The sequence below is a fragment of the Jannaschia faecimaris genome (assembly GCF_900107415.1).
Lineage (GTDB): Bacteria > Pseudomonadota > Alphaproteobacteria > Rhodobacterales > Rhodobacteraceae > Jannaschia > Jannaschia faecimaris.
This window is the reverse complement of the sequence record NZ_FNPX01000006.1, coordinates 60,427-76,391: the sequence shown is the minus strand read 5'-3', so window position 1 is coordinate 76,391 and position 15,965 is coordinate 60,427. Positions and strand designations below refer to the sequence as shown.

Sequence of the window (15,965 nt, the reverse complement as noted above, 5' to 3'; positions counted from 1 at the left end):
ATCAGCCCTGGTTCAGACGGTCTTTCACCATCGGACCCACCGCACCGAAATCGATCTGGCCGGTGTACTTGCCCTTCAACACGCCCATGACCTTGCCCATGTCGCGGACGGAACTGGCCCCGGTCTCGGCGATGGCGGTATTGACGGCGGCGGCGACTTCCTCGTCCGAGAGGCGCTTGGGCAGGAAGTCCTCAATGATCCCGATTTCCTCCAGTTCCGCCTCGGCGAGTTCCAGTCGCCCGGCTTCCTCGTAGGCGCGGGCGGATTCCTGGCGCTGCTTGACCATCTTGGCCATCGTCGCCGTCGCTTCCGCATCGCCCACGGTGCGGCCGTCGGCGCGTAGGGCGATGTCCTGATCCTTCAGCGCGGCATTGATCAAGCGCAGGGTTCCAACCCTGCGCGTGTCCTTTTCGCGCATCGCGTCCTTGAGACGGGCGTTCAGTCGTTCGCGCAAATCCATCGTCTTCCCCGAAGCCGTTTCATAAGCTGGGACGCCTAGCCCAAATGCAGCACTGCGGCAAACCCTTACCGCTCGGCACCTGTACCTCGGGCCGAAACGCCAGCCGCCAGGGGATCATGCGGTGTTGACCGCCCGTCGCGCCCTCCGTATGACCCCGCAAGTTTGCCAGCATATTCCCGGAGTCACCCATGTCCCAGACACCGACCGCCTGCCTCGCTCTTGCCGACGGTACGATCTTCATGGGCCGAGGGTTCGGGGCCACTGGCGTCTCCGTGGCGGAACTGTGTTTCAACACCGCGATGACCGGCTATCAGGAAATAATGACCGACCCGTCCTATGCGGGTCAGATCGTGACCTTCACCTTCCCGCACATCGGCAACACCGGCGTAACCCCCGAGGACGACGAGACCGCGGATCCGGTCGCGGCCGGCATGGTCGTCAAGTGGGACCCAACAGATCCGTCCAACTGGCGCGCGACGCAGGATCTGGAATCCTGGCTGACCAGCCGTGGGCGCATCGGTATCGGCGGCGTCGACACCCGGCGGCTCACACGCGCCATCCGCCAGCAAGGCGCGCCCCACGTGGCACTGGCCCATGATCCGGAGGGAAACTTCGATATCGAGGCGCTGGTCCAGAAGGCCCGGAGCTTTGCTGGCTTGGAAGGTATGGACCTTGCCAAGAATGTCACCTGCGCCCAGTCCTATCGCTGGGACCAGACAAAATGGGCCTGGCCCGACAGCTTCGGGACGCAGGACGCACCGCGCCACAAAGTCGTCGCCATCGATTACGGTGCCAAGCGCAATATCCTGCGCTCGCTCGCCTCGGTCGGCTGTGACGTGACTGTCCTGCCCGCGACCGCCACCGCAGCGGACGTCAAGGCGCTGTCCCCTGACGGCGTGTTCCTGTCCAACGGTCCGGGCGATCCGGCTGCAACCGGTGCCTATGCCGTTCCGATGATCCGCGAAATGGTCGAAACCGGGTTGCCTGTCTTCGGGATTTGCCTGGGGCATCAAATGCTTGCCATGGCGCTCGGGGCGAAGACGGTGAAGATGAACCACGGCCACCACGGGGCGAACCACCCGGTGCAACGGCGCATCGACGGCAAAGTGGAGATCACTTCGATGAACCACGGCTTCACCGTCGACGGGCAAAGCCTGCCCGCCGGTGTAGAGGAGACGCATATCTCCCTTTTCGACGGGTCGAACTGCGGTATCCGCCTCAAGGGCAGACCGGTCTTTTCCGTACAGTATCACCCCGAAGCCAGCCCGGGGCCCCATGACAGCGCCTATCTGTTCGATGACTTCGCTGCCGCGATGGATGCCGCAAAGACCTGATTTTTCGATACGTTAATCATCGCTTAAGGTTTACCAGTCAGGGTGGAGACGTTCCTGACCGAGTAGCCGATGTCATCGCCTCCATCTTCCCAAACGACCCTGCATTTGCCACCGTCCGCGCAGGACGAACAGCCCGGCGTCGGCCCAATTGCCGTCCGCAGACCACGCAAGACGCACGAGGCTACGGTCACGCCCGGCCCATTGGCGGTGACCGCCCGTCGCTCCGCCCATCCAACGCGCCCCAAGCTGGGCGAAGTCCTCCTGGACATGGGCGTCATCACCGGGTCGGATCTCGCAAACGCCCTGATGATTCAGCGACGCATGTCGGCGCGATTGGGCGATGTTCTCCTGCGCACCGAACTGATCAGCGAAGACGTGCTGGCTGATGCGCTGGCGCAGCAACGTGGCATCAGCCGCGCCGGGCCGCCACCCGAATCGACGCCCGCAATTGACGCCCTGGCGCGAAAGATGCCGCTTGAGACGGCGCTGCGGTATCGCGCCCTGCCCTGGAAACGGGTCGGAAGTCTGACGCTCGTGGCCACCGCCCGCCCCGAAGGACTCGATGACCTCGCTGAGGTGCTGCCCGATCTCCTCGGCCCCTGTCTCTTCGCGGTCGTCACCGACAGCGCCCTCGATGCCCGCCTTCAACAGATCCACGGCAAGACCTTGGCGCGAAACGCCGAGTGTCAACTTCCCCGCTCCCTAAGCTGTCGGCAATGGGCTGGCGGGGTCGTCGGCAGGTTCTTCGCCCTTCTCGCTTTACTTGCTTGCCTCGTCCCAACCGCGATCTGGCCAATCGAGTCGTTGCGCCTTGCGACGGCCATCGGCCTGTTGGTCATGTGCTCCAATCTCGGTCTCAGATTGGCGGCCGTGATTGCCTTGCGGCGCAAGCCAAGCGCCTTCTTCTCGGTCCCCCCGACGGAAAGTTCGGCCCGCAAGCTTCCGTCTATCTCGATCCTCGTCCCCCTGGACCACGAGCCCGGCATCGCTGCCCCTTTGACCGAACGTCTTTCGCGATTGGACTACCCGCGCGAATTGCTGGATATCTGCCTCGTGGTGGAGGAAGACGACCACGAGACACGGGCCGCGCTAACGCGAGAAAATCTTCCGGGCTGGATGCGCATTGTCACGGTGCCCGACGGCCATCCCCGCACGAAACCGCGCGCGATGAACTATGCGCTCAATTTCACTCGTGGCGAAATCATCGGCATCTACGACGCGGAGGATGCACCTGCCCCCGATCAACTGACCAAAGTCGCCGCGCGCTTTAAAGATGCGCCACCCGATGTTGTCTGCCTTCAGGGCCGACTCGATTATTACAATCCCGACCGCAATTGGATGTCGCGCTGTTTCACCATTGAATATGCCAATTGGTTCCGGCTGATGCTGCCGGGTCTCGCGCGGCTTGGGTTGCCTGTTCCGCTGGGCGGGACGACGCTTTTTGTTCGACGCGAAGCACTCAAGTCCGTCGGTGGCTGGGATGCGCACAATGTCACCGAAGACGCCGACCTGGGCGTGCGCCTTGCGCGAATGGGATACCGCACCGAGATTCTGCAAACGACTACGCTGGAGGAGGCGAACGCCCACCCCATCGCCTGGGTGAAACAACGTTCGCGCTGGATGAAAGGCTATATGCTGACCTGGGCCGTCCATGCGCGCCACCCCCTCAGCCTGTGGCGGGATCTCGGGCCGCGCCGCTGGCTCGGGTTTAATTTGCTCTTCATGGGCGCGACCCTAAACGCGCTGCTCATGCCCGCCTTGTGGTCGACGGTCGTAATGTTTTTCGGCGTACATCATCCGATCATGGACTGGCTGCCGGGGGATGGAAGATCCGCACTCGGGTTGATCCTCATCGGGGGAACGCTGCTCTCCATGGGGCTCACCTGGATCGGGTGCAGCGCACGGCACCACCGTCATCTGCGCCGCTGGATCCCCACCATGGAGCTTTATTTCCCGCTTGCTACGATTGCCGCGATCAAGGCCCTGATCGAGATCGTCACCCATCCCTTCCATTGGGACAAAACGGACCACGGGGCGTTTGGCGGAACGGAGAGTACCGGGGTCGCCGCCTTGGAGCAGACCGTGCGCCAGTTGGACAATGCCCCCTCGACGGCGGGCCACCTGAGCATCAGATCTTGAGTGCCTCTTCCCGCAAGCGTGTTTCAAACGCTTCGCTGAGGTGCTGACGCAGGGCGTTGGCAGCCGCGTCCCCGTCCCGCGCCTCGATCGCCTCAACAATGGCCAGATGCTCCGCCAGCGCCGTCTCGCCGCGCCCCTCCGCGGCCAGCGAGGTCGTCGCCATCAGCGCCATGGAGCGATGCACCATGCCCAATTGCTGAACCAGATAACGGTTGTGCGACGCCAGATGAATTTGTCCGTGGAATCGTCGGTTGGCCCGCGACAAGGCCCGCGCATCCCCAAGAAAAGCTCGATCTTCTTCGACCATGCGGTGCAAGACACGGATTTCCTCGCGGGCGGCATGCTGCGCGGCAAGGCGCGCGGCCAGCGCCTCAAGTTCGGTGCGCACGGCATATAGCTCCGCCATCTGGTCATGGGACAGCGTTGCCACAATCAGAGAGCGCCCGTCCCGCACCAATACCGACTGCGTCTCCAGACGTTGCAATGCCTCACGGACCGGCGTCCGAGAGACGCCGAACCGGTCGGCAAGCTCGCTCTCAACCAAGCGATCGCCGGGCCGGAAGTCCCCCCGGTCTATGGCATCCAGAATCAACGCATGTGCGTCCTTCTGCGCGATCTGGGCCATTTTTGCGATCCTTCTGAACAGTATGCCGACGCTAACCCCGTGATTGCGCTGGAACAACCGCCCATCGCGCGCTTGACCACAGCGACCCCGACCGCCAAACCGCCCGCATGAGCAATTCCACACCGCCCGCCTGGGATCGAATCACGACGTGGGTCTTCGATCTCGACGAGACACTTTACCCACCCGATGTCCCCCTTTTTCCGCAGATCGAAGCGCGGATGGTCGACTGGATCACCACCTTTCTAGGCGTGGATCGGTCCGAGGCGGATCGTTTACGGGCGCGCTGGTGGCATGACCATGGCACGACGCTGGCCGGGTTGATGCGCGAACACGGAGCCGATCCCGATCCGTTCCTGATCGACGTGCATGATATTGATTTCACGGTTTTGTCGCCAGATGCAGACCTTCGCGCCGCTTTGGTTGCGCTGCCGGGGCGCAAGGTGATCTATACCAACGGAACCGCTTCCTACGCCGAGCGGGTGCTGCAGGCGCGGGGTCTTGAGGGAATATGGGACGCAGTCCACGGCGTCGAACACGCCAACCATATCCCCAAGCCCGATGCCGCCGCCTTCACCCGTGTATTTGCCCGCGACGGGCTGGACCCGACCCGCAGCGCAATGTTCGAGGACAGCGCCCGCAACCTGCTGGTTCCGGCGCGGATGGGGCTTGCAACCGTGCATGTGGCTCCTGCTCCGGACCCCGCGCCGCACATCCATCATCACACGAACGACCTCAACGCGTTCCTGCGCGGCATCCTGTCCGCTGGATGAGACGGCCCGCGCGCCCTATCTAAAACAGATGAAACATGACACCGACATCCTGATTGCCGGGGCCGGTCCCGCCGGACTGGCCGCCGCCTGCGCCCTTGGCGCGGAAGGGCACCGTGTCACGCTGATCGATCCCTCCGCCCCGGTCACGGGGGAGGGTGATCGCGGGGCCGACCTGCGGACCACCGCCCTTTTGCAACCCGCGCGCGATCTTTTGGACCGGGCGGGGGCGTGGGAGAGGCTGGTACCCCATGGTGCCGATCTGTGGACCATGCGGATCGTGGATGCCGCGCAGACGCCGCCCGTCACCCGCGATTTTAAAGCGCGCGACGTCGGCGACGCGCCATTCGGCTGGAATTTCCCGAATTGGGCTTTGCGGCAGGGCCTTCTCGATTGCGCGCAGGCACTAGAGACGGTGCAGATGCGTTTCGGGGTCTCCGTCACCGGCCTGTTGCAACGGACGAGCGGCGCGCGCGCCACTCTGTCGGACGGAAGCCGCGTGACCGCCCAACTCGTGATCGCCTGCGACGGCCGGCAAAGCCCGCTGCGCCAGATGGCGGGGATCGGGGTCAAACGGATCGACTACGGTCAGACCGCCATCGTCTTCGCCATGGGCCACGACCTGCCCCACGACAATGTTTCAACCGAAGTGCACCGCGCAGGCGGCCCCTTCACGCTCGTCCCCTTGCCTGACCGTGATGGTCAGCACCGCTCGGCTGTCGTCTGGATGGACGACGCCACGACGCAAGCCGGGCGCATGGACCTCGACGATGCGGCATTTTCAGAACAGGCCAACGACCGCTCCTCCGGGGTGATGGGTCAGCTATCCCTGCTGACCAGACGCGCCGCTTGGCCAATCACGTCAACTCTCGCGGACCGGTTCACCGCCCGTCGCCTAGCTCTGGCGGCCGAAGCGGCGCACGGCATGCCGCCCATCGGGGCGCAGGGCCTGAATACTTCGCTCAGGGACATCGCCGTGCTGCGCGATCTTTGTGACGAGGGCGATATCGGATCGGACGCGATGCTTGATGCCTATGCGCGCGCGCGGCGCGGCGACGTGACCTTCCGCATGACGGGCATCGACCTGCTCAACCGGACGTCGATAACCGGGCTTGCTCCGGTGCAGGCCTTGCGGTCCAAGGGCGTCGCCGTCCTTCATGACGTGGCCCCGATGCGACGGGCAATCATGCGCCTGGGCCTGGGGATATCCCGGACCGGAAGCCGCCCCTAGAGCAACCTAGCGGACCACCGCGATCTCAACGTAATCTCCCTGGTTGCCGCGACTGAAGATACGCACGAGGACGGTCGCCCCGCCGCTGAGCAGGTCACGCCGCGAGGCAGGGTCGATTGTTCCGCGTTGCACCATTTGCTCCATGATGGCGCGGTTTTCCACGTCTGCGAAGAACGGATCCCACTCGTCCCCCAGCTGCGAGATACCGAAACGATGGAAATTGGCGCGGTCTTGGCGAAGCACCTGCCAAGGCTCCGACAGGCGGGCCCCGCGGGAATTGTAAAGGTCGTCCTCGCCGATATAGGCGACATAGCTGCCGACAAGCTCTTGTGCCGCAACCGGTGTGGTCAGCATGAGCGTCGCCAGCATCGTAAAAATCTTCATCGAACCTGCCCCCTGTCCATTCGGGGGCAGGTTCGACGCAGTGCCTTCAGTCTGGGAAGACCTGATCGACCACGCGCTTCAGGCGGTTCACCGTACCGTCCACGTCCATCAACTTGTCCAGCCCGAACAAACCGATGCGGAAGGTCGAGAAATCGGTCGGCTCGTCGCATTGCAGCGGGACGCCCGCCGCGATCTGCATGCCATGCGCCATGAAGGCCTTGCCCGTCTTCACCTCATCCGAGGGGGCATAGCAGACCACGACGCCCGGCGCGCCGAAGCCCTCGGCGGCGACCGAACGCACGCCCTTGGTGGCGAACAACGCCCGAACCTTCTCGCCCAACTCCCATTGCGCAGCCTTCAGACGCTCGAACCCATAGGCCCGCGTCTCCTCCAACGTGTCTCGGAAGGCCCGCAGCGCGTCCGTGGGCATGGTCGCGTGATATGCGTGACCGCCGCCCAGATAGGCCTCCATGATCTGGGTCCATTTCTTCAGGTCGATGCTGAAACTGTCGGACGTGGTCGCCATGACGCGGGCGTGCGCCGCCTCGGACATCATCACCAGACCCGCGCAGGGCGATGCGCTCCACCCCTTTTGCGGCGCGCTCAGCAATACGTCCACGCCGGTCGCCTTCATGTCGACCCAGGCGCAACCCGACGCGATGCAGTCCAGCACCATCAACCCGCCCACGGCATGCGCCGCTGCCGCCAGCGCCGTGATGTAGTCGTCAGGCAGGATGACGCCCGCGCTGGTCTCTACATGCGGGGCAAAGACGATGTCGGGTTTCGTTTCGCGGATGCGGGCCACCACCTCTTCGATTGGGGCCGGAGCGAAGGGCGACTTGGGGTCGTTACCCGACTGCCGCGCCTTGATGACCTCCACACCCTCGCTGAACGCGCCGGTCTCCATGATCTGCGACCAGCGATAGCTGAACCAGCCGTTGCGCACGACCAGGGCGCGGGCCCCTTGCCCGAACTGACGCGCGACCGCCTCCATCCCATAAGTGCCGCCGCCGGGGATGATCGCCACATGATCGGCGTTATAAACTTCGCACAGACCTTCGTGCAGGTCGCGCATCACCTTCTGAAAACTGGACGACATCGAATTCAGCGACCGGTCGGTGAAAACCACCGAAAATTCTTCAAGCCCCTGCGGGTCGACAGTATCGAGTAGTGCCATGGGTGTCTCCTCCTGTTGGCGCGGAGTGTTTCACGCCTTTTCCCGCGCCGCAAAGTCTATCTCGGCATGCCGAGCGGCAGAACGGGCCCCGCAGTTTCCAATGCGCGTCTTTCGTTCGCCAAGGGCGCGCGGGTGGGCTAGGCTGCGCGAATGATCGTGGCAAATGTTCCCCTCCGTGCCGTCCTGTGGGACTTCGACGGCGTCCTGAACGACAACGCCCCGCGCGGGCGCTTCCTGTGGTCGGATGGGTTCGAGGAGCAATTCGGCCAGCCGCTCGACGGCTTTGTCGACACGGTTTTTGGCAGTCTGGGCGCGGTGCTGACCGGCAAAGAGGATCTGTTCGACCGCATCAACCGCTGGATCGACGGTACCGGGGCCAATACGACGCCCGAGGCCGTGGCGCAGCATTGGCTGGATCACGACTTCCACCCGAATGCGCGGTTGTTGCCAAGCATCGAACGGATGTCAAACCAAGGCTATACCCAAGCGATCCTGACCAATGCCGATGCCCGGCGCGCCGATTGGATCGAGGGGCTTCTGCCGCGGCTTCCCGGCATCGACCGCGTTTTCGCCTCCGCCCGGATCGGCCATGCAAAGCCCGACGCGCAAGCGTTCCAGGCCGTCCTCGACGCGCTGGAGATGGAGGCGGGCGAGGTCATGTTCATCGACGACTCCTCGGACAACGTGAACGCCGCCGCCAGCTTGGGCTTTCGAACATTCCGCTATTCCACGCTGGCCAACGACGCTTTGCTCTGGAACCTGCCACGCTAGAGCGGCCCCGGCAGACGCTCCTCCGACAACAGCACATTGGCCTCCACCTCCCCCACGCCGGGCAAGGCCATCACGCGGCGGCGCAGCACCCGCTCGAAATCGGGCAAGTCGCGCGCGGTGATCCGCAGGCGGTAGTCATAGCGGCCCAGAACATGCTCAACCCGCCGCACTTCGGGGATGGCGGCGACCGCGCGCTCGAAATCGTCAAGACTGACACGCCCCTTGGTGGCCAGCTTGATGCCGAGGAATACCGTCACCCCGAAGCCCAGCTTCTCCAGGTCCAGGTTCAACTCTCGCCCCTTCAAGACGCCCAGGTCCCGCAACCGCCGCAGCCGCCGCCAGGCCGCCGGCTGCGACAGGCCCACGGCACGGCCCACGGCCCCCGCCGACAGCGTCGCGTTCGTCTGGATCACGCGCAGGATCGCGCGGTCCGTCTCGTCGATCGCATCCGTCATGCCTCCCCCCTCATATCGGCAACGTCTGGTCGGTCTTGACGGTGGCGACATGCATCAGCGCCTCGATCTCCGCGATATGCGGCAGAACCAGAATGCGGTCGCGGTAGATCCCCTGCCAATGCGTCATGTCCCGCGCGATCACCGTCAGGCGCAGGTCTACGCGGCCAAGGAAGGTCTGCATCTGCGTCACCTCGGGCACCTTGCGAGCAGCCGCCATGAAGGCCTCGAAGGCACCCGGTGCGGTCTTGTCGAGCTGGATGCGCAAGGAGACCTCCACGCCATAGCCCAGCGCGGCCCAATCGATCACGGTCGACACGCTGCGCAGCACCCCGGTTTCCCGCAGGCGTTCGATCCGCCGCGCGACACGGGCCGCCGGCAGGTCCAGTGCCGCGGCCAGATCGGCGGGCGTCATCTCCGGTTCTGTCTGCCAGAGCCGCAGAATGCGCCGGTCGAGGTCATCGAGCATGAAATATCTGCATAGCGATAATTTGACGAATGATTATCTTGAAAATACGGATTAATCTACCCCCAACCCTTCTCGCTCTCGCGGGAAATCCCTCCTAAATCTACGCTCAGAACACATCAACCGGAGGAATAAACCAATGCGCGTATACTATGACCGCGACTGCGACGTGAACCTGATCAAGGACATGAAGGTCGCCATTCTCGGCTACGGCTCCCAGGGGCACGCCCATGCGCTGAACCTGCGCGACTCGGGTGCCAAGAATCTCGTCGTCGCCTTGCGCGAAGGCTCGCCCAGCGCGGCCAAGGCCGAAGGCGAAGGCCTGAAGGTCATGGGTATCGCCGAGGCCGCCGCCTGGGCTGACCTGATCATGTTCACCATGCCCGACGAGTTGCAGGCCGAGACCTACAAGAAGTACGTCCACGACAACATCCGTGACGGTGCCGCGATCGCCTTCGCCCACGGCCTGAACGTCCACTTCGGCCTGATCGAGCCCAAGCCCGGCGTCGATGTCGTGATGATGGCCCCCAAGGGCCCCGGCCACACCGTGCGTGGCGAATACTCCAAGGGCGGCGGCGTACCCTGCCTCGTGGCTGTCCATCAGGACGCATCGGGCAAGGCGCTTGAAATCGGCTTGTCCTACTGCTCTGCCATCGGTGGCGGTCGCTCGGGCATCATCGAGACCAACTTTCGCGAAGAATGCGAGACAGACCTCTTCGGCGAGCAGGCCGTCCTGTGCGGTGGCCTGGTCGAGTTGATCCGCATGGGCTTCGAAACTCTGGTTGAGGCGGGCTACGCCCCCGAGATGGCCTATTTCGAGTGTCTGCACGAAGTGAAGCTGATTGTTGACCTGATCTACGAAGGCGGAATCGCCAACATGAACTACTCGATCTCGAACACGGCCGAGTATGGTGAGTATGTGAGCGGTCCGCGCATCCTGCCCTACGACGAGACCAAGAAGCGCATGAAGGAGGTCCTGACGGACATCCAGAACGGCAAGTTCGTGCGTGACTTCATGGGCGAAAACGCCGTCGGGCAACCGCACTTCAAAGCCACCCGCCGCATCAACGACGAGCACCAGATCGAAGCCACGGGCGAAAAGCTGCGCGGCATGATGCCCTGGATCTCGGCCGGCAAGATGGTTGACAAGGCCAAGAATTGACCAGTCGATCAGTCTGACTGCAAAAGGGCCCGCGATGCGGGCCCTTTTTTATCCAACCGCCCTTACGACGTGACCCGCTCAGGGTCGGTCACATCCTTGTCCGGCGCAAACTGCGGATCCGGCTCCTTTCGGGCGAGCGGCGACGGCTGCTGGCCTTCGCGCATCATCTTCTCGGTGCGCGCCTTGCTCCAGACGGCGAGTCCGATAGCGGCAAGCAATGTGACCATGAACAGGCCACCGATGAGGGCTTCGATACCCATGAGGTTTCCTTCCGTTCTTCTGCACTGCGGAAGAAACTGGCTGTCGCACGCGCCGGTTCCGAGCCTGCGACCGGCTGTCACAAAGACGGATTGTCCGAGGATCAGTCGCCCGACATGATCACCTTGTCCGCATACATCCGCCTCACCTTGTTGTTGGCGCGATGCAGCGCCGCGACAACAAAAGCGAGGAAGATACCCAGAAGGCAGACGACAATCCATCCGGCGTAGGTCATTTGGCAGTCCTTAAAATAATCGGTCGTTCGGCGTTCAGAGGCTAGATAGGCCGCCCCCCGATCAATCCAATGATGAGACTTGCACGCTGGCGATCTTTGGGCAGAAATCGGCACCGCGGCCCCCGATGCAGACTGTCCTCCGCCGGTGCCCCGCGTTAGGTCGGGCATCATGGCAAGAACAACCGACACGCCCGTTTCCCAGCCGACCCTCGGCAACTACATCTCGGTCATCGGCCTCGGCCTGATCTGGGGCGGCACGTTCATGGTGGTCGCGGTGGCGTTGCAGGGCTATGGCCCCGTCACCGTCGCGACCGCACGGGTGACGTTGGGGGCGCTGGCGCTTTTGTCACTGGTGGTGGCGATGGGTCGGCCCCTGCCCGCGTGGTCACCACTTCTGGGGTTCTACGTTGTCGTACTCGGGATCCTTACCAGTGCGCTGCCGTTCATGCTGCTGTCGTGGGGACAGCAATACGTGCCTTCGGCTTTTGCGGGTCTGTCGATGGCAGTGCTGCCGCTGTTCGTCTTGCCGCTGGCCCATTGGTTCGTTCCCGGCGACCGGCTGACGGCCCGCAAGGCCAGCGGCTTCGGCCTGGGCCTTTGCGGCGCGCTGGTTTTGCTGGGTCCGGGCATTACTGCGGCGGGCGGTGGCGATCTGGTCGCCCTAGGCCGCATCGCGTGCATTGCCGCGACGGTCTGCTATGCAGCGGGGTCGATCCTGACGCGCCGCTGTCCGGCAATCGACGGCCTGTGGCTGTCGGCCCTGACGCTGATTGTGGGCTCGGTGATCCTTTTGCCCGCGATGCTCGTAATCGAGGGGCTGCCAGGGGCCGCCGATCCGGTTGTGATGGGGGCCATCCTGTTCCTGGGACTGGTTCCCACGGCTTTTGCCGCGTTCCTTCGGGTGCAGGTCATCCGCAGCGCCGGGCCATCGTTCATGACGCTGGTGAACTACCAGGTGCCGGTCTGGTCGATGCTGTTCGGCGCGCTGGTCCTGTCGGAAGTCCTGCCACCCCGGTTCTTCGTTGCGCTGGCGCTGATCGCGCTGGGCCTCGCCATCTCGCAAAGCGGCAGACGTCGGGGCGGTTGACACCGCTCGCGCCGCAACAGACACCGATCCAATGCTGGATGTGCGCCCCGTCGGATATGTGATCGGCCTTCTGCTCATGACCCTGAGCGGGGCGATGATGCTGCCGATGCTGACCGACCTGATCGCGGGCAACGGGCACTGGCCCGTCTTCCTGGAATCGGGAATGATCACCGGCCTCGTCGGCATGTGCCTGTCGCTGGCCTGTTCGAACGCGGTGCGCGACCGGCTCAGCCTGCAACAGACCTTCCTGATGACCTCCGGGGTGTGGGTTGCGCTGCCGATCTTTGCCGCCCTGCCGCTGTTCATCGGGGCATCATCCCTCAACTATACCGATGCCTTTTTCGAGGCGATGTCGGGCCTCACCACGACCGGCTCGACCGTGATCTCAGGATTGGACAACCTGCCGCCGGGGCTGTTGCTGTGGCGCGGCCTGCTGCAATGGTTCGGCGGCATCGGGGTGATCGTCATGGCGATGGTCTTCCTGCCCGAACTTCGCGTCGGCGGCATGCAGATCTTCAAATCCGAAGCCTTCGATACCATGGGCAAGGTCCTGCCCCGCGCGGCCGAGATTTCGGCCCAGATCTCCACGATCTACATCGGCATCACTGTCGCCTGTGCGCTGGCCTACGCCGCCGCCGGGATGAGCACTTTCGACGCTATCGTCCACGCGATGACCACGGTATCGACGGGTGGGTTTGCCAACTACGACGCCAGCTTCGGCACGTTCAAGGGCACCCACGAATACATCGCGACGGTCTTCATGTTGGCGGCGGCACTCCCCTTCGTACTCTATGTCCAGCTTCTCAACGGAAGCAGCCGGCCCCTGTTCCACGACAGCCAGGTCCGGGCCTTTTTCGGCACCGTCGTTGTCCTGGTATGCCTGGTCGGCGGATTTCTGGTCATGGCCGATGGATACGCGGCGGAGAAAGCTGTGCGGGAGGCGCTCTTCAACATCACGTCCATCATGACAGGCACCGGCTACGCTTCGGTCGATTACATGACTTGGGGCGGGTTCATCATCACGATCTTCTTTTTCTGCGGCCTTATCGGTGGCTGCGCCGGGTCGACCTCCTGCTCGGTCAAGATCTTTCGCTACCAGATTCTGTTCGCCGCGGTGAAAGCGCAGCTGCAGCGCATCCATTCGCCGCACGGCATTTTTCGCCCCCGCTATGATGGACGCACCGTGACCGATGACGTGCTGTCTTCGGTGATGGCGTTCTTCGTGCTGTTCATCGTCACGATGGGGGTCTTTGCGGTGGCGCTGGCGCTGACCGGGCTCGACATGGTGACCAGCATTTCCGGGGCCGCAACCGCCGTCGCCAATGTCGGTCCCGGTCTGGGCGACACCATAGGCCCGGCGGGCAACTTCGGGTCGCTGAACGATACCGCCAAATGGCTCCTGTCGGCCGCGATGCTGATCGGGCGGCTGGAGCTGGTGGTCGTCTACGTCCTGTTCACCCGGCGGTTCTGGCAGGCCTGACTTGCCAACCGCTGCCCGTCAGTCCCAGCAGCTGACCAGGACTGTCATGCCAACGGCCCGCGCCGCCAGGTCTTCCGGGGCAAGCGCGACGGTCTCCTCCGACGTCCGCGCGGTGACGCCTGCCGCCGACAGAACCTCACCCAGCGTCCGGGCCTTGGCGGCAAAGGTCACGTCAGCGGGCAACGCCCGCGACGCATTCCCCGAAGCAGGCAGCAGCATCCCCGCCACCCGACCCGACCGGTCCAGCACCGGGCCGCCCACATCGCCGTCCCGCACCATCAGCGAAAGGCGGAGCACACCCGTGTCACCCTCCAGGTCCCGCACATCCTCAAGCGTCCCGAATGACAGGGTCGCCGCCCCGAGCACGCCGCCGAACGGAAAGCCGCCGACCGACACCGGCGACCGCAGCCGACCGTCCGTCGGGGCCAGCGCCGCAACTTCAACCGGGGCCAGTCCCGTCAGCGGGCGCAGCACGGCAACACCATCCTGCGTCAACGCCACTTCCGCGTCGTGCAACCGGTTCAGCGTCACGCGGCCGCACCCGGCAATCGTTTCGGCAGCGGTCACCACCGTGCCCTCCGTGTCAACGAAAAACCCCGAGGCCGCGCGCAACGGACGCCGCACCTCAAGCCCCGACACCATGTCGAAACTTTGTTCCGACGGCACGAACCCCGCATCGGGCGGCAGTGGGGGCCCAGACGACATCAGTGTCCGGTCCATCTCGGGCAAGGCCCGTGCGGCAAGGGCATCCTGCGCTTCGGGCCATGACAGGATATACCCGAAGATGTGCCCGGCTTCGCGCTTGGCAAAGACCTGCGTGGTTCGGTCAGGTTCGATCCCGATGATGCGGAATGCGTCACGGGTTTTGCTGCGCTCGCCCTCGGGCGGCACGATTTCCAATGTCTGCAATATCTCAAAGAGCCCGTTCAGCGCCGCCTCATCCCCCCCCTGCGAGATCAGCGACAGGCGCACCCCGCTGTCATCCTGCGGCTGGTAATGCACGAATGGGGCCTCGATCCGGTCAAACGCGACCAGGCCCAGCGGCGCGGTCAGTGATAGGCCCGCCTCGGCGACGTCCACCGACTCCAGGCCCAACTCCGCCTGCGATGTGGCATATTCTGCCAACAGGCGCGCGCGCTGACGGGTGGTCAGAACACCTGTCACATCCGCCACGCCCGCCGCCGCCTGCCAAGCGGCCATCGAATTGCGCGTACCCGGCCCGTAACTGCCGTCGATGGCTGCGGTGTAGAACCCGAACCATTGCAGCGCGCGCTGCAATTCCATCCGCGCCTCGCGGCTCAGCAACTGCTCTGATCGCCGGGCCTGCCGTCGGGTTTCTTCTGGAACGGCCACGGGTTCCGGCGCAACGATCTCCGCGCTCTGGTCAGACGTACTCCCGCCCGGGGCCTGTGCTGCGTCGGGCACCGTGTCGGGCGTGGGGGCCACCGGGACGGCAATCGCGCCCGCACCCAAGGGCCAGAACCGGTCACGATAATTGCTGCCGTCAGAGACATAGCTGTCGCGCGGGATCAATCCTTCAGCGCGCAGCCGGCGCAATGTCTCGGTTGCCGTCGCGGCATCATAAGGTCCCAGCGTGATCGCGTACCACCGCCCACCCAAGGCAAAGCCATTGATGTCCGTCACGATGGAGCCGTAGGCCCGCGCCCGCGACCTCGCCTCGCCCAGATTCGGGTGCGCCTCGATCTGGACATAGGCCACATCCTGCGCCTCTGCCGGTCTGCTCGTCAGGCCGGCAAAAATGGAAAATACGCAGATCAACAGGAAAATACGCATCGATTCTCTCGGCTCGGGGAAGTTGATGATCTTTTCCTCACTGATTAGGCGCGAAAAGTTAAGGCCGGTGCCGGGCGGGGCGGAATGCCTCCGCGCGTTGACGGCCCAAGTGTTGCCGCATAGACGCGGTTGCGACCGTGACA

17 protein-coding genes are annotated in these 15,965 nt (G+C 64.1%); 8 read left to right on the top strand and 9 right to left on the bottom strand.

Translation table 11 applies throughout. The features are described from left to right. Position 1 precedes the first annotated feature (1 nt). Entirely contained in the window at positions 2-460 is a 459-nt protein-coding gene (locus tag BLV27_RS08845; RefSeq protein WP_092645041.1) for a GatB/YqeY domain-containing protein, read from the bottom strand. 188 nt (positions 461-648) lie between these two features. Between BLV27_RS08845 and carA the strand changes: the two genes are divergently transcribed. Together carA and BLV27_RS08835 are read left to right on the top strand one after the other, a co-directional pair. Continuing rightward, positions 649-1,794, top strand: coding sequence for a glutamine-hydrolyzing carbamoyl-phosphate synthase small subunit (gene carA / locus BLV27_RS08840; RefSeq protein ID WP_092645039.1), 1,146 nt, complete (start codon positions 649-651; stop codon positions 1,792-1,794). Between the two features lie 69 nt (positions 1,795-1,863). Continuing rightward, positions 1,864-3,933, top strand: a complete 2,070-nt coding sequence (locus BLV27_RS08835; RefSeq protein ID WP_092645037.1) for a glycosyltransferase family 2 protein — start codon at positions 1,864-1,866, stop codon at positions 3,931-3,933. Here the strand turns inward: BLV27_RS08835 and BLV27_RS08830 are convergent. Then, positions 3,923-4,558: a GntR family transcriptional regulator gene (locus BLV27_RS08830; protein WP_092645035.1), complete on the bottom strand. Its 636-nt coding sequence runs from the start codon at positions 4,556-4,558 to the stop codon at positions 3,923-3,925. The two genes, BLV27_RS08835 and BLV27_RS08830, sit on opposite strands and share 11 nt — an antisense overlap. A 107-nt stretch (positions 4,559-4,665) precedes the next feature. On the opposite strand from BLV27_RS08830, the gene BLV27_RS08825 reads away from it, so the two are divergent. Continuing rightward, entirely contained in the window at positions 4,666-5,328 is a 663-nt protein-coding gene (locus tag BLV27_RS08825; RefSeq protein WP_092645033.1) for a pyrimidine 5'-nucleotidase, read from the top strand. A 28-nt stretch (positions 5,329-5,356) separates the two neighbouring features. Beyond that, the gene (locus tag BLV27_RS08820; RefSeq protein ID WP_092645031.1) at positions 5,357-6,556 is read left to right on the top strand and encodes an FAD-dependent monooxygenase; all 1,200 of its coding nucleotides are present in this window, start codon (positions 5,357-5,359) and stop codon (positions 6,554-6,556) included. Positions 6,557-6,562: 6 nt separating this feature from the next. Here the strand turns inward: BLV27_RS08820 and BLV27_RS08815 are convergent, their stop codons facing one another. Both BLV27_RS08815 and BLV27_RS08810 read right to left on the bottom strand, forming a co-directional pair. Continuing rightward, positions 6,563-6,940, bottom strand: coding sequence for a hypothetical protein (locus tag BLV27_RS08815; protein ID WP_092645028.1), 378 nt, complete (start codon positions 6,938-6,940; stop codon positions 6,563-6,565). Positions 6,941-6,986: 46 nt separating this feature from the next. Continuing rightward, the gene (locus BLV27_RS08810) at positions 6,987-8,117 is read right to left on the bottom strand and encodes an aminotransferase class V-fold PLP-dependent enzyme (RefSeq protein WP_092645026.1); all 1,131 of its coding nucleotides are present in this window, start codon (positions 8,115-8,117) and stop codon (positions 6,987-6,989) included. Between the two features lie 150 nt (positions 8,118-8,267). On the opposite strand from BLV27_RS08810, the gene BLV27_RS08805 reads away from it, so the two are divergent. Continuing rightward, the gene (locus BLV27_RS08805; RefSeq protein ID WP_092645024.1) at positions 8,268-8,888 is read left to right on the top strand and encodes an HAD-IA family hydrolase; all 621 of its coding nucleotides are present in this window, start codon (positions 8,268-8,270) and stop codon (positions 8,886-8,888) included. On the opposite strand, the gene BLV27_RS08800 is transcribed toward BLV27_RS08805, so the two are convergent. Beyond that, entirely contained in the window at positions 8,885-9,343 is a 459-nt protein-coding gene (locus tag BLV27_RS08800) for an Lrp/AsnC family transcriptional regulator (protein WP_092645022.1), read from the bottom strand. The genes BLV27_RS08805 and BLV27_RS08800 overlap by 4 nt on opposite strands. A 10-nt stretch (positions 9,344-9,353) precedes the next feature. Next, positions 9,354-9,809, bottom strand: a complete 456-nt coding sequence (locus BLV27_RS08795; protein ID WP_092645020.1) for an Lrp/AsnC family transcriptional regulator — start codon at positions 9,807-9,809, stop codon at positions 9,354-9,356. Between the two features lie 136 nt (positions 9,810-9,945). Between BLV27_RS08795 and ilvC the strand changes: the two genes are divergently transcribed. Continuing rightward, positions 9,946-10,968 carry a ketol-acid reductoisomerase gene (gene ilvC, locus BLV27_RS08790; protein WP_092645018.1) on the top strand — a complete coding sequence of 341 codons (1,023 nt, stop codon included), beginning with the start codon at positions 9,946-9,948 and terminating at the stop codon, positions 10,966-10,968. Between the two features lie 62 nt (positions 10,969-11,030). Here ilvC and BLV27_RS08785 read toward each other — a convergent pair whose 3' ends face one another. Together BLV27_RS08785 and BLV27_RS20025 are read right to left on the bottom strand one after the other, a co-directional pair. Continuing rightward, the gene (locus BLV27_RS08785) at positions 11,031-11,228 is read right to left on the bottom strand and encodes a hypothetical protein (protein ID WP_092645016.1); all 198 of its coding nucleotides are present in this window, start codon (positions 11,226-11,228) and stop codon (positions 11,031-11,033) included. Positions 11,229-11,329: 101 nt separating this feature from the next. Continuing rightward, on the bottom strand, positions 11,330-11,461 hold the full coding sequence (locus BLV27_RS20025; RefSeq protein ID WP_280140300.1) for a hypothetical protein: 132 nt from the start codon (positions 11,459-11,461) through the stop codon (positions 11,330-11,332). A gap of 169 nt (positions 11,462-11,630) precedes the next feature. On the opposite strand from BLV27_RS20025, the gene BLV27_RS08780 reads away from it, so the two are divergent. Together BLV27_RS08780 and BLV27_RS08775 are read left to right on the top strand one after the other, a co-directional pair. After that, entirely contained in the window at positions 11,631-12,548 is a 918-nt protein-coding gene (locus BLV27_RS08780; RefSeq protein ID WP_092645273.1) for a DMT family transporter, read from the top strand. A gap of 31 nt (positions 12,549-12,579) precedes the next feature. Next, the gene (locus BLV27_RS08775) at positions 12,580-14,028 is read left to right on the top strand and encodes a TrkH family potassium uptake protein (RefSeq protein WP_092645014.1); all 1,449 of its coding nucleotides are present in this window, start codon (positions 12,580-12,582) and stop codon (positions 14,026-14,028) included. A gap of 18 nt (positions 14,029-14,046) precedes the next feature. Here the strand turns inward: BLV27_RS08775 and BLV27_RS08770 are convergent, their stop codons facing one another. Next, on the bottom strand, positions 14,047-15,822 hold the full coding sequence (locus BLV27_RS08770; protein WP_211605498.1) for a serine protease: 1,776 nt from the start codon (positions 15,820-15,822) through the stop codon (positions 14,047-14,049). Between the last annotated feature and the right edge of the window lie 143 nt (positions 15,823-15,965).

What these genes read in the sequence shown, in the direction of transcription:
- BLV27_RS08780 (WP_092645273.1), top strand. Translation starts at nt 11,631, where the DNA reads ATGGCAAGAACAACCGACACGCCCGTTTCCCAGCCGACCCTCGGCAAC.
- BLV27_RS08830 (WP_092645035.1), bottom strand. Translation starts at nt 4,558, where the DNA reads ATGGCCCAGATCGCGCAGAAGGACGCACATGCGTTGATTCTGGATGCC.
- ilvC (WP_092645018.1), top strand. Translation starts at nt 9,946, where the DNA reads ATGCGCGTATACTATGACCGCGACTGCGACGTGAACCTGATCAAGGAC.
- BLV27_RS08785 (WP_092645016.1), bottom strand. Translation starts at nt 11,228, where the DNA reads ATGGGTATCGAAGCCCTCATCGGTGGCCTGTTCATGGTCACATTGCTT.
- carA (WP_092645039.1), top strand. Translation starts at nt 649, where the DNA reads ATGTCCCAGACACCGACCGCCTGCCTCGCTCTTGCCGACGGTACGATC.
- BLV27_RS08825 (WP_092645033.1), top strand. Translation starts at nt 4,666, where the DNA reads ATGAGCAATTCCACACCGCCCGCCTGGGATCGAATCACGACGTGGGTC.
- BLV27_RS08820 (WP_092645031.1), top strand. Translation starts at nt 5,357, where the DNA reads ATGAAACATGACACCGACATCCTGATTGCCGGGGCCGGTCCCGCCGGA.
- BLV27_RS08810 (WP_092645026.1), bottom strand. Translation starts at nt 8,117, where the DNA reads ATGGCACTACTCGATACTGTCGACCCGCAGGGGCTTGAAGAATTTTCG.
- BLV27_RS08770 (WP_211605498.1), bottom strand. Translation starts at nt 15,822, where the DNA reads ATGCGTATTTTCCTGTTGATCTGCGTATTTTCCATTTTTGCCGGCCTG.
- BLV27_RS08800 (WP_092645022.1), bottom strand. Translation starts at nt 9,343, where the DNA reads ATGACGGATGCGATCGACGAGACGGACCGCGCGATCCTGCGCGTGATC.
- BLV27_RS08775 (WP_092645014.1), top strand. Translation starts at nt 12,580, where the DNA reads ATGCTGGATGTGCGCCCCGTCGGATATGTGATCGGCCTTCTGCTCATG.
- BLV27_RS08815 (WP_092645028.1), bottom strand. Translation starts at nt 6,940, where the DNA reads ATGAAGATTTTTACGATGCTGGCGACGCTCATGCTGACCACACCGGTT.
- BLV27_RS08845 (WP_092645041.1), bottom strand. Translation starts at nt 460, where the DNA reads ATGGATTTGCGCGAACGACTGAACGCCCGTCTCAAGGACGCGATGCGC.
- BLV27_RS08805 (WP_092645024.1), top strand. Translation starts at nt 8,268, where the DNA reads ATGATCGTGGCAAATGTTCCCCTCCGTGCCGTCCTGTGGGACTTCGAC.
- BLV27_RS08795 (WP_092645020.1), bottom strand. Translation starts at nt 9,809, where the DNA reads ATGCTCGATGACCTCGACCGGCGCATTCTGCGGCTCTGGCAGACAGAA.
- BLV27_RS08835 (WP_092645037.1), top strand. Translation starts at nt 1,864, where the DNA reads ATGTCATCGCCTCCATCTTCCCAAACGACCCTGCATTTGCCACCGTCC.
- BLV27_RS20025 (WP_280140300.1), bottom strand. Translation starts at nt 11,461, where the DNA reads ATGACCTACGCCGGATGGATTGTCGTCTGCCTTCTGGGTATCTTCCTC.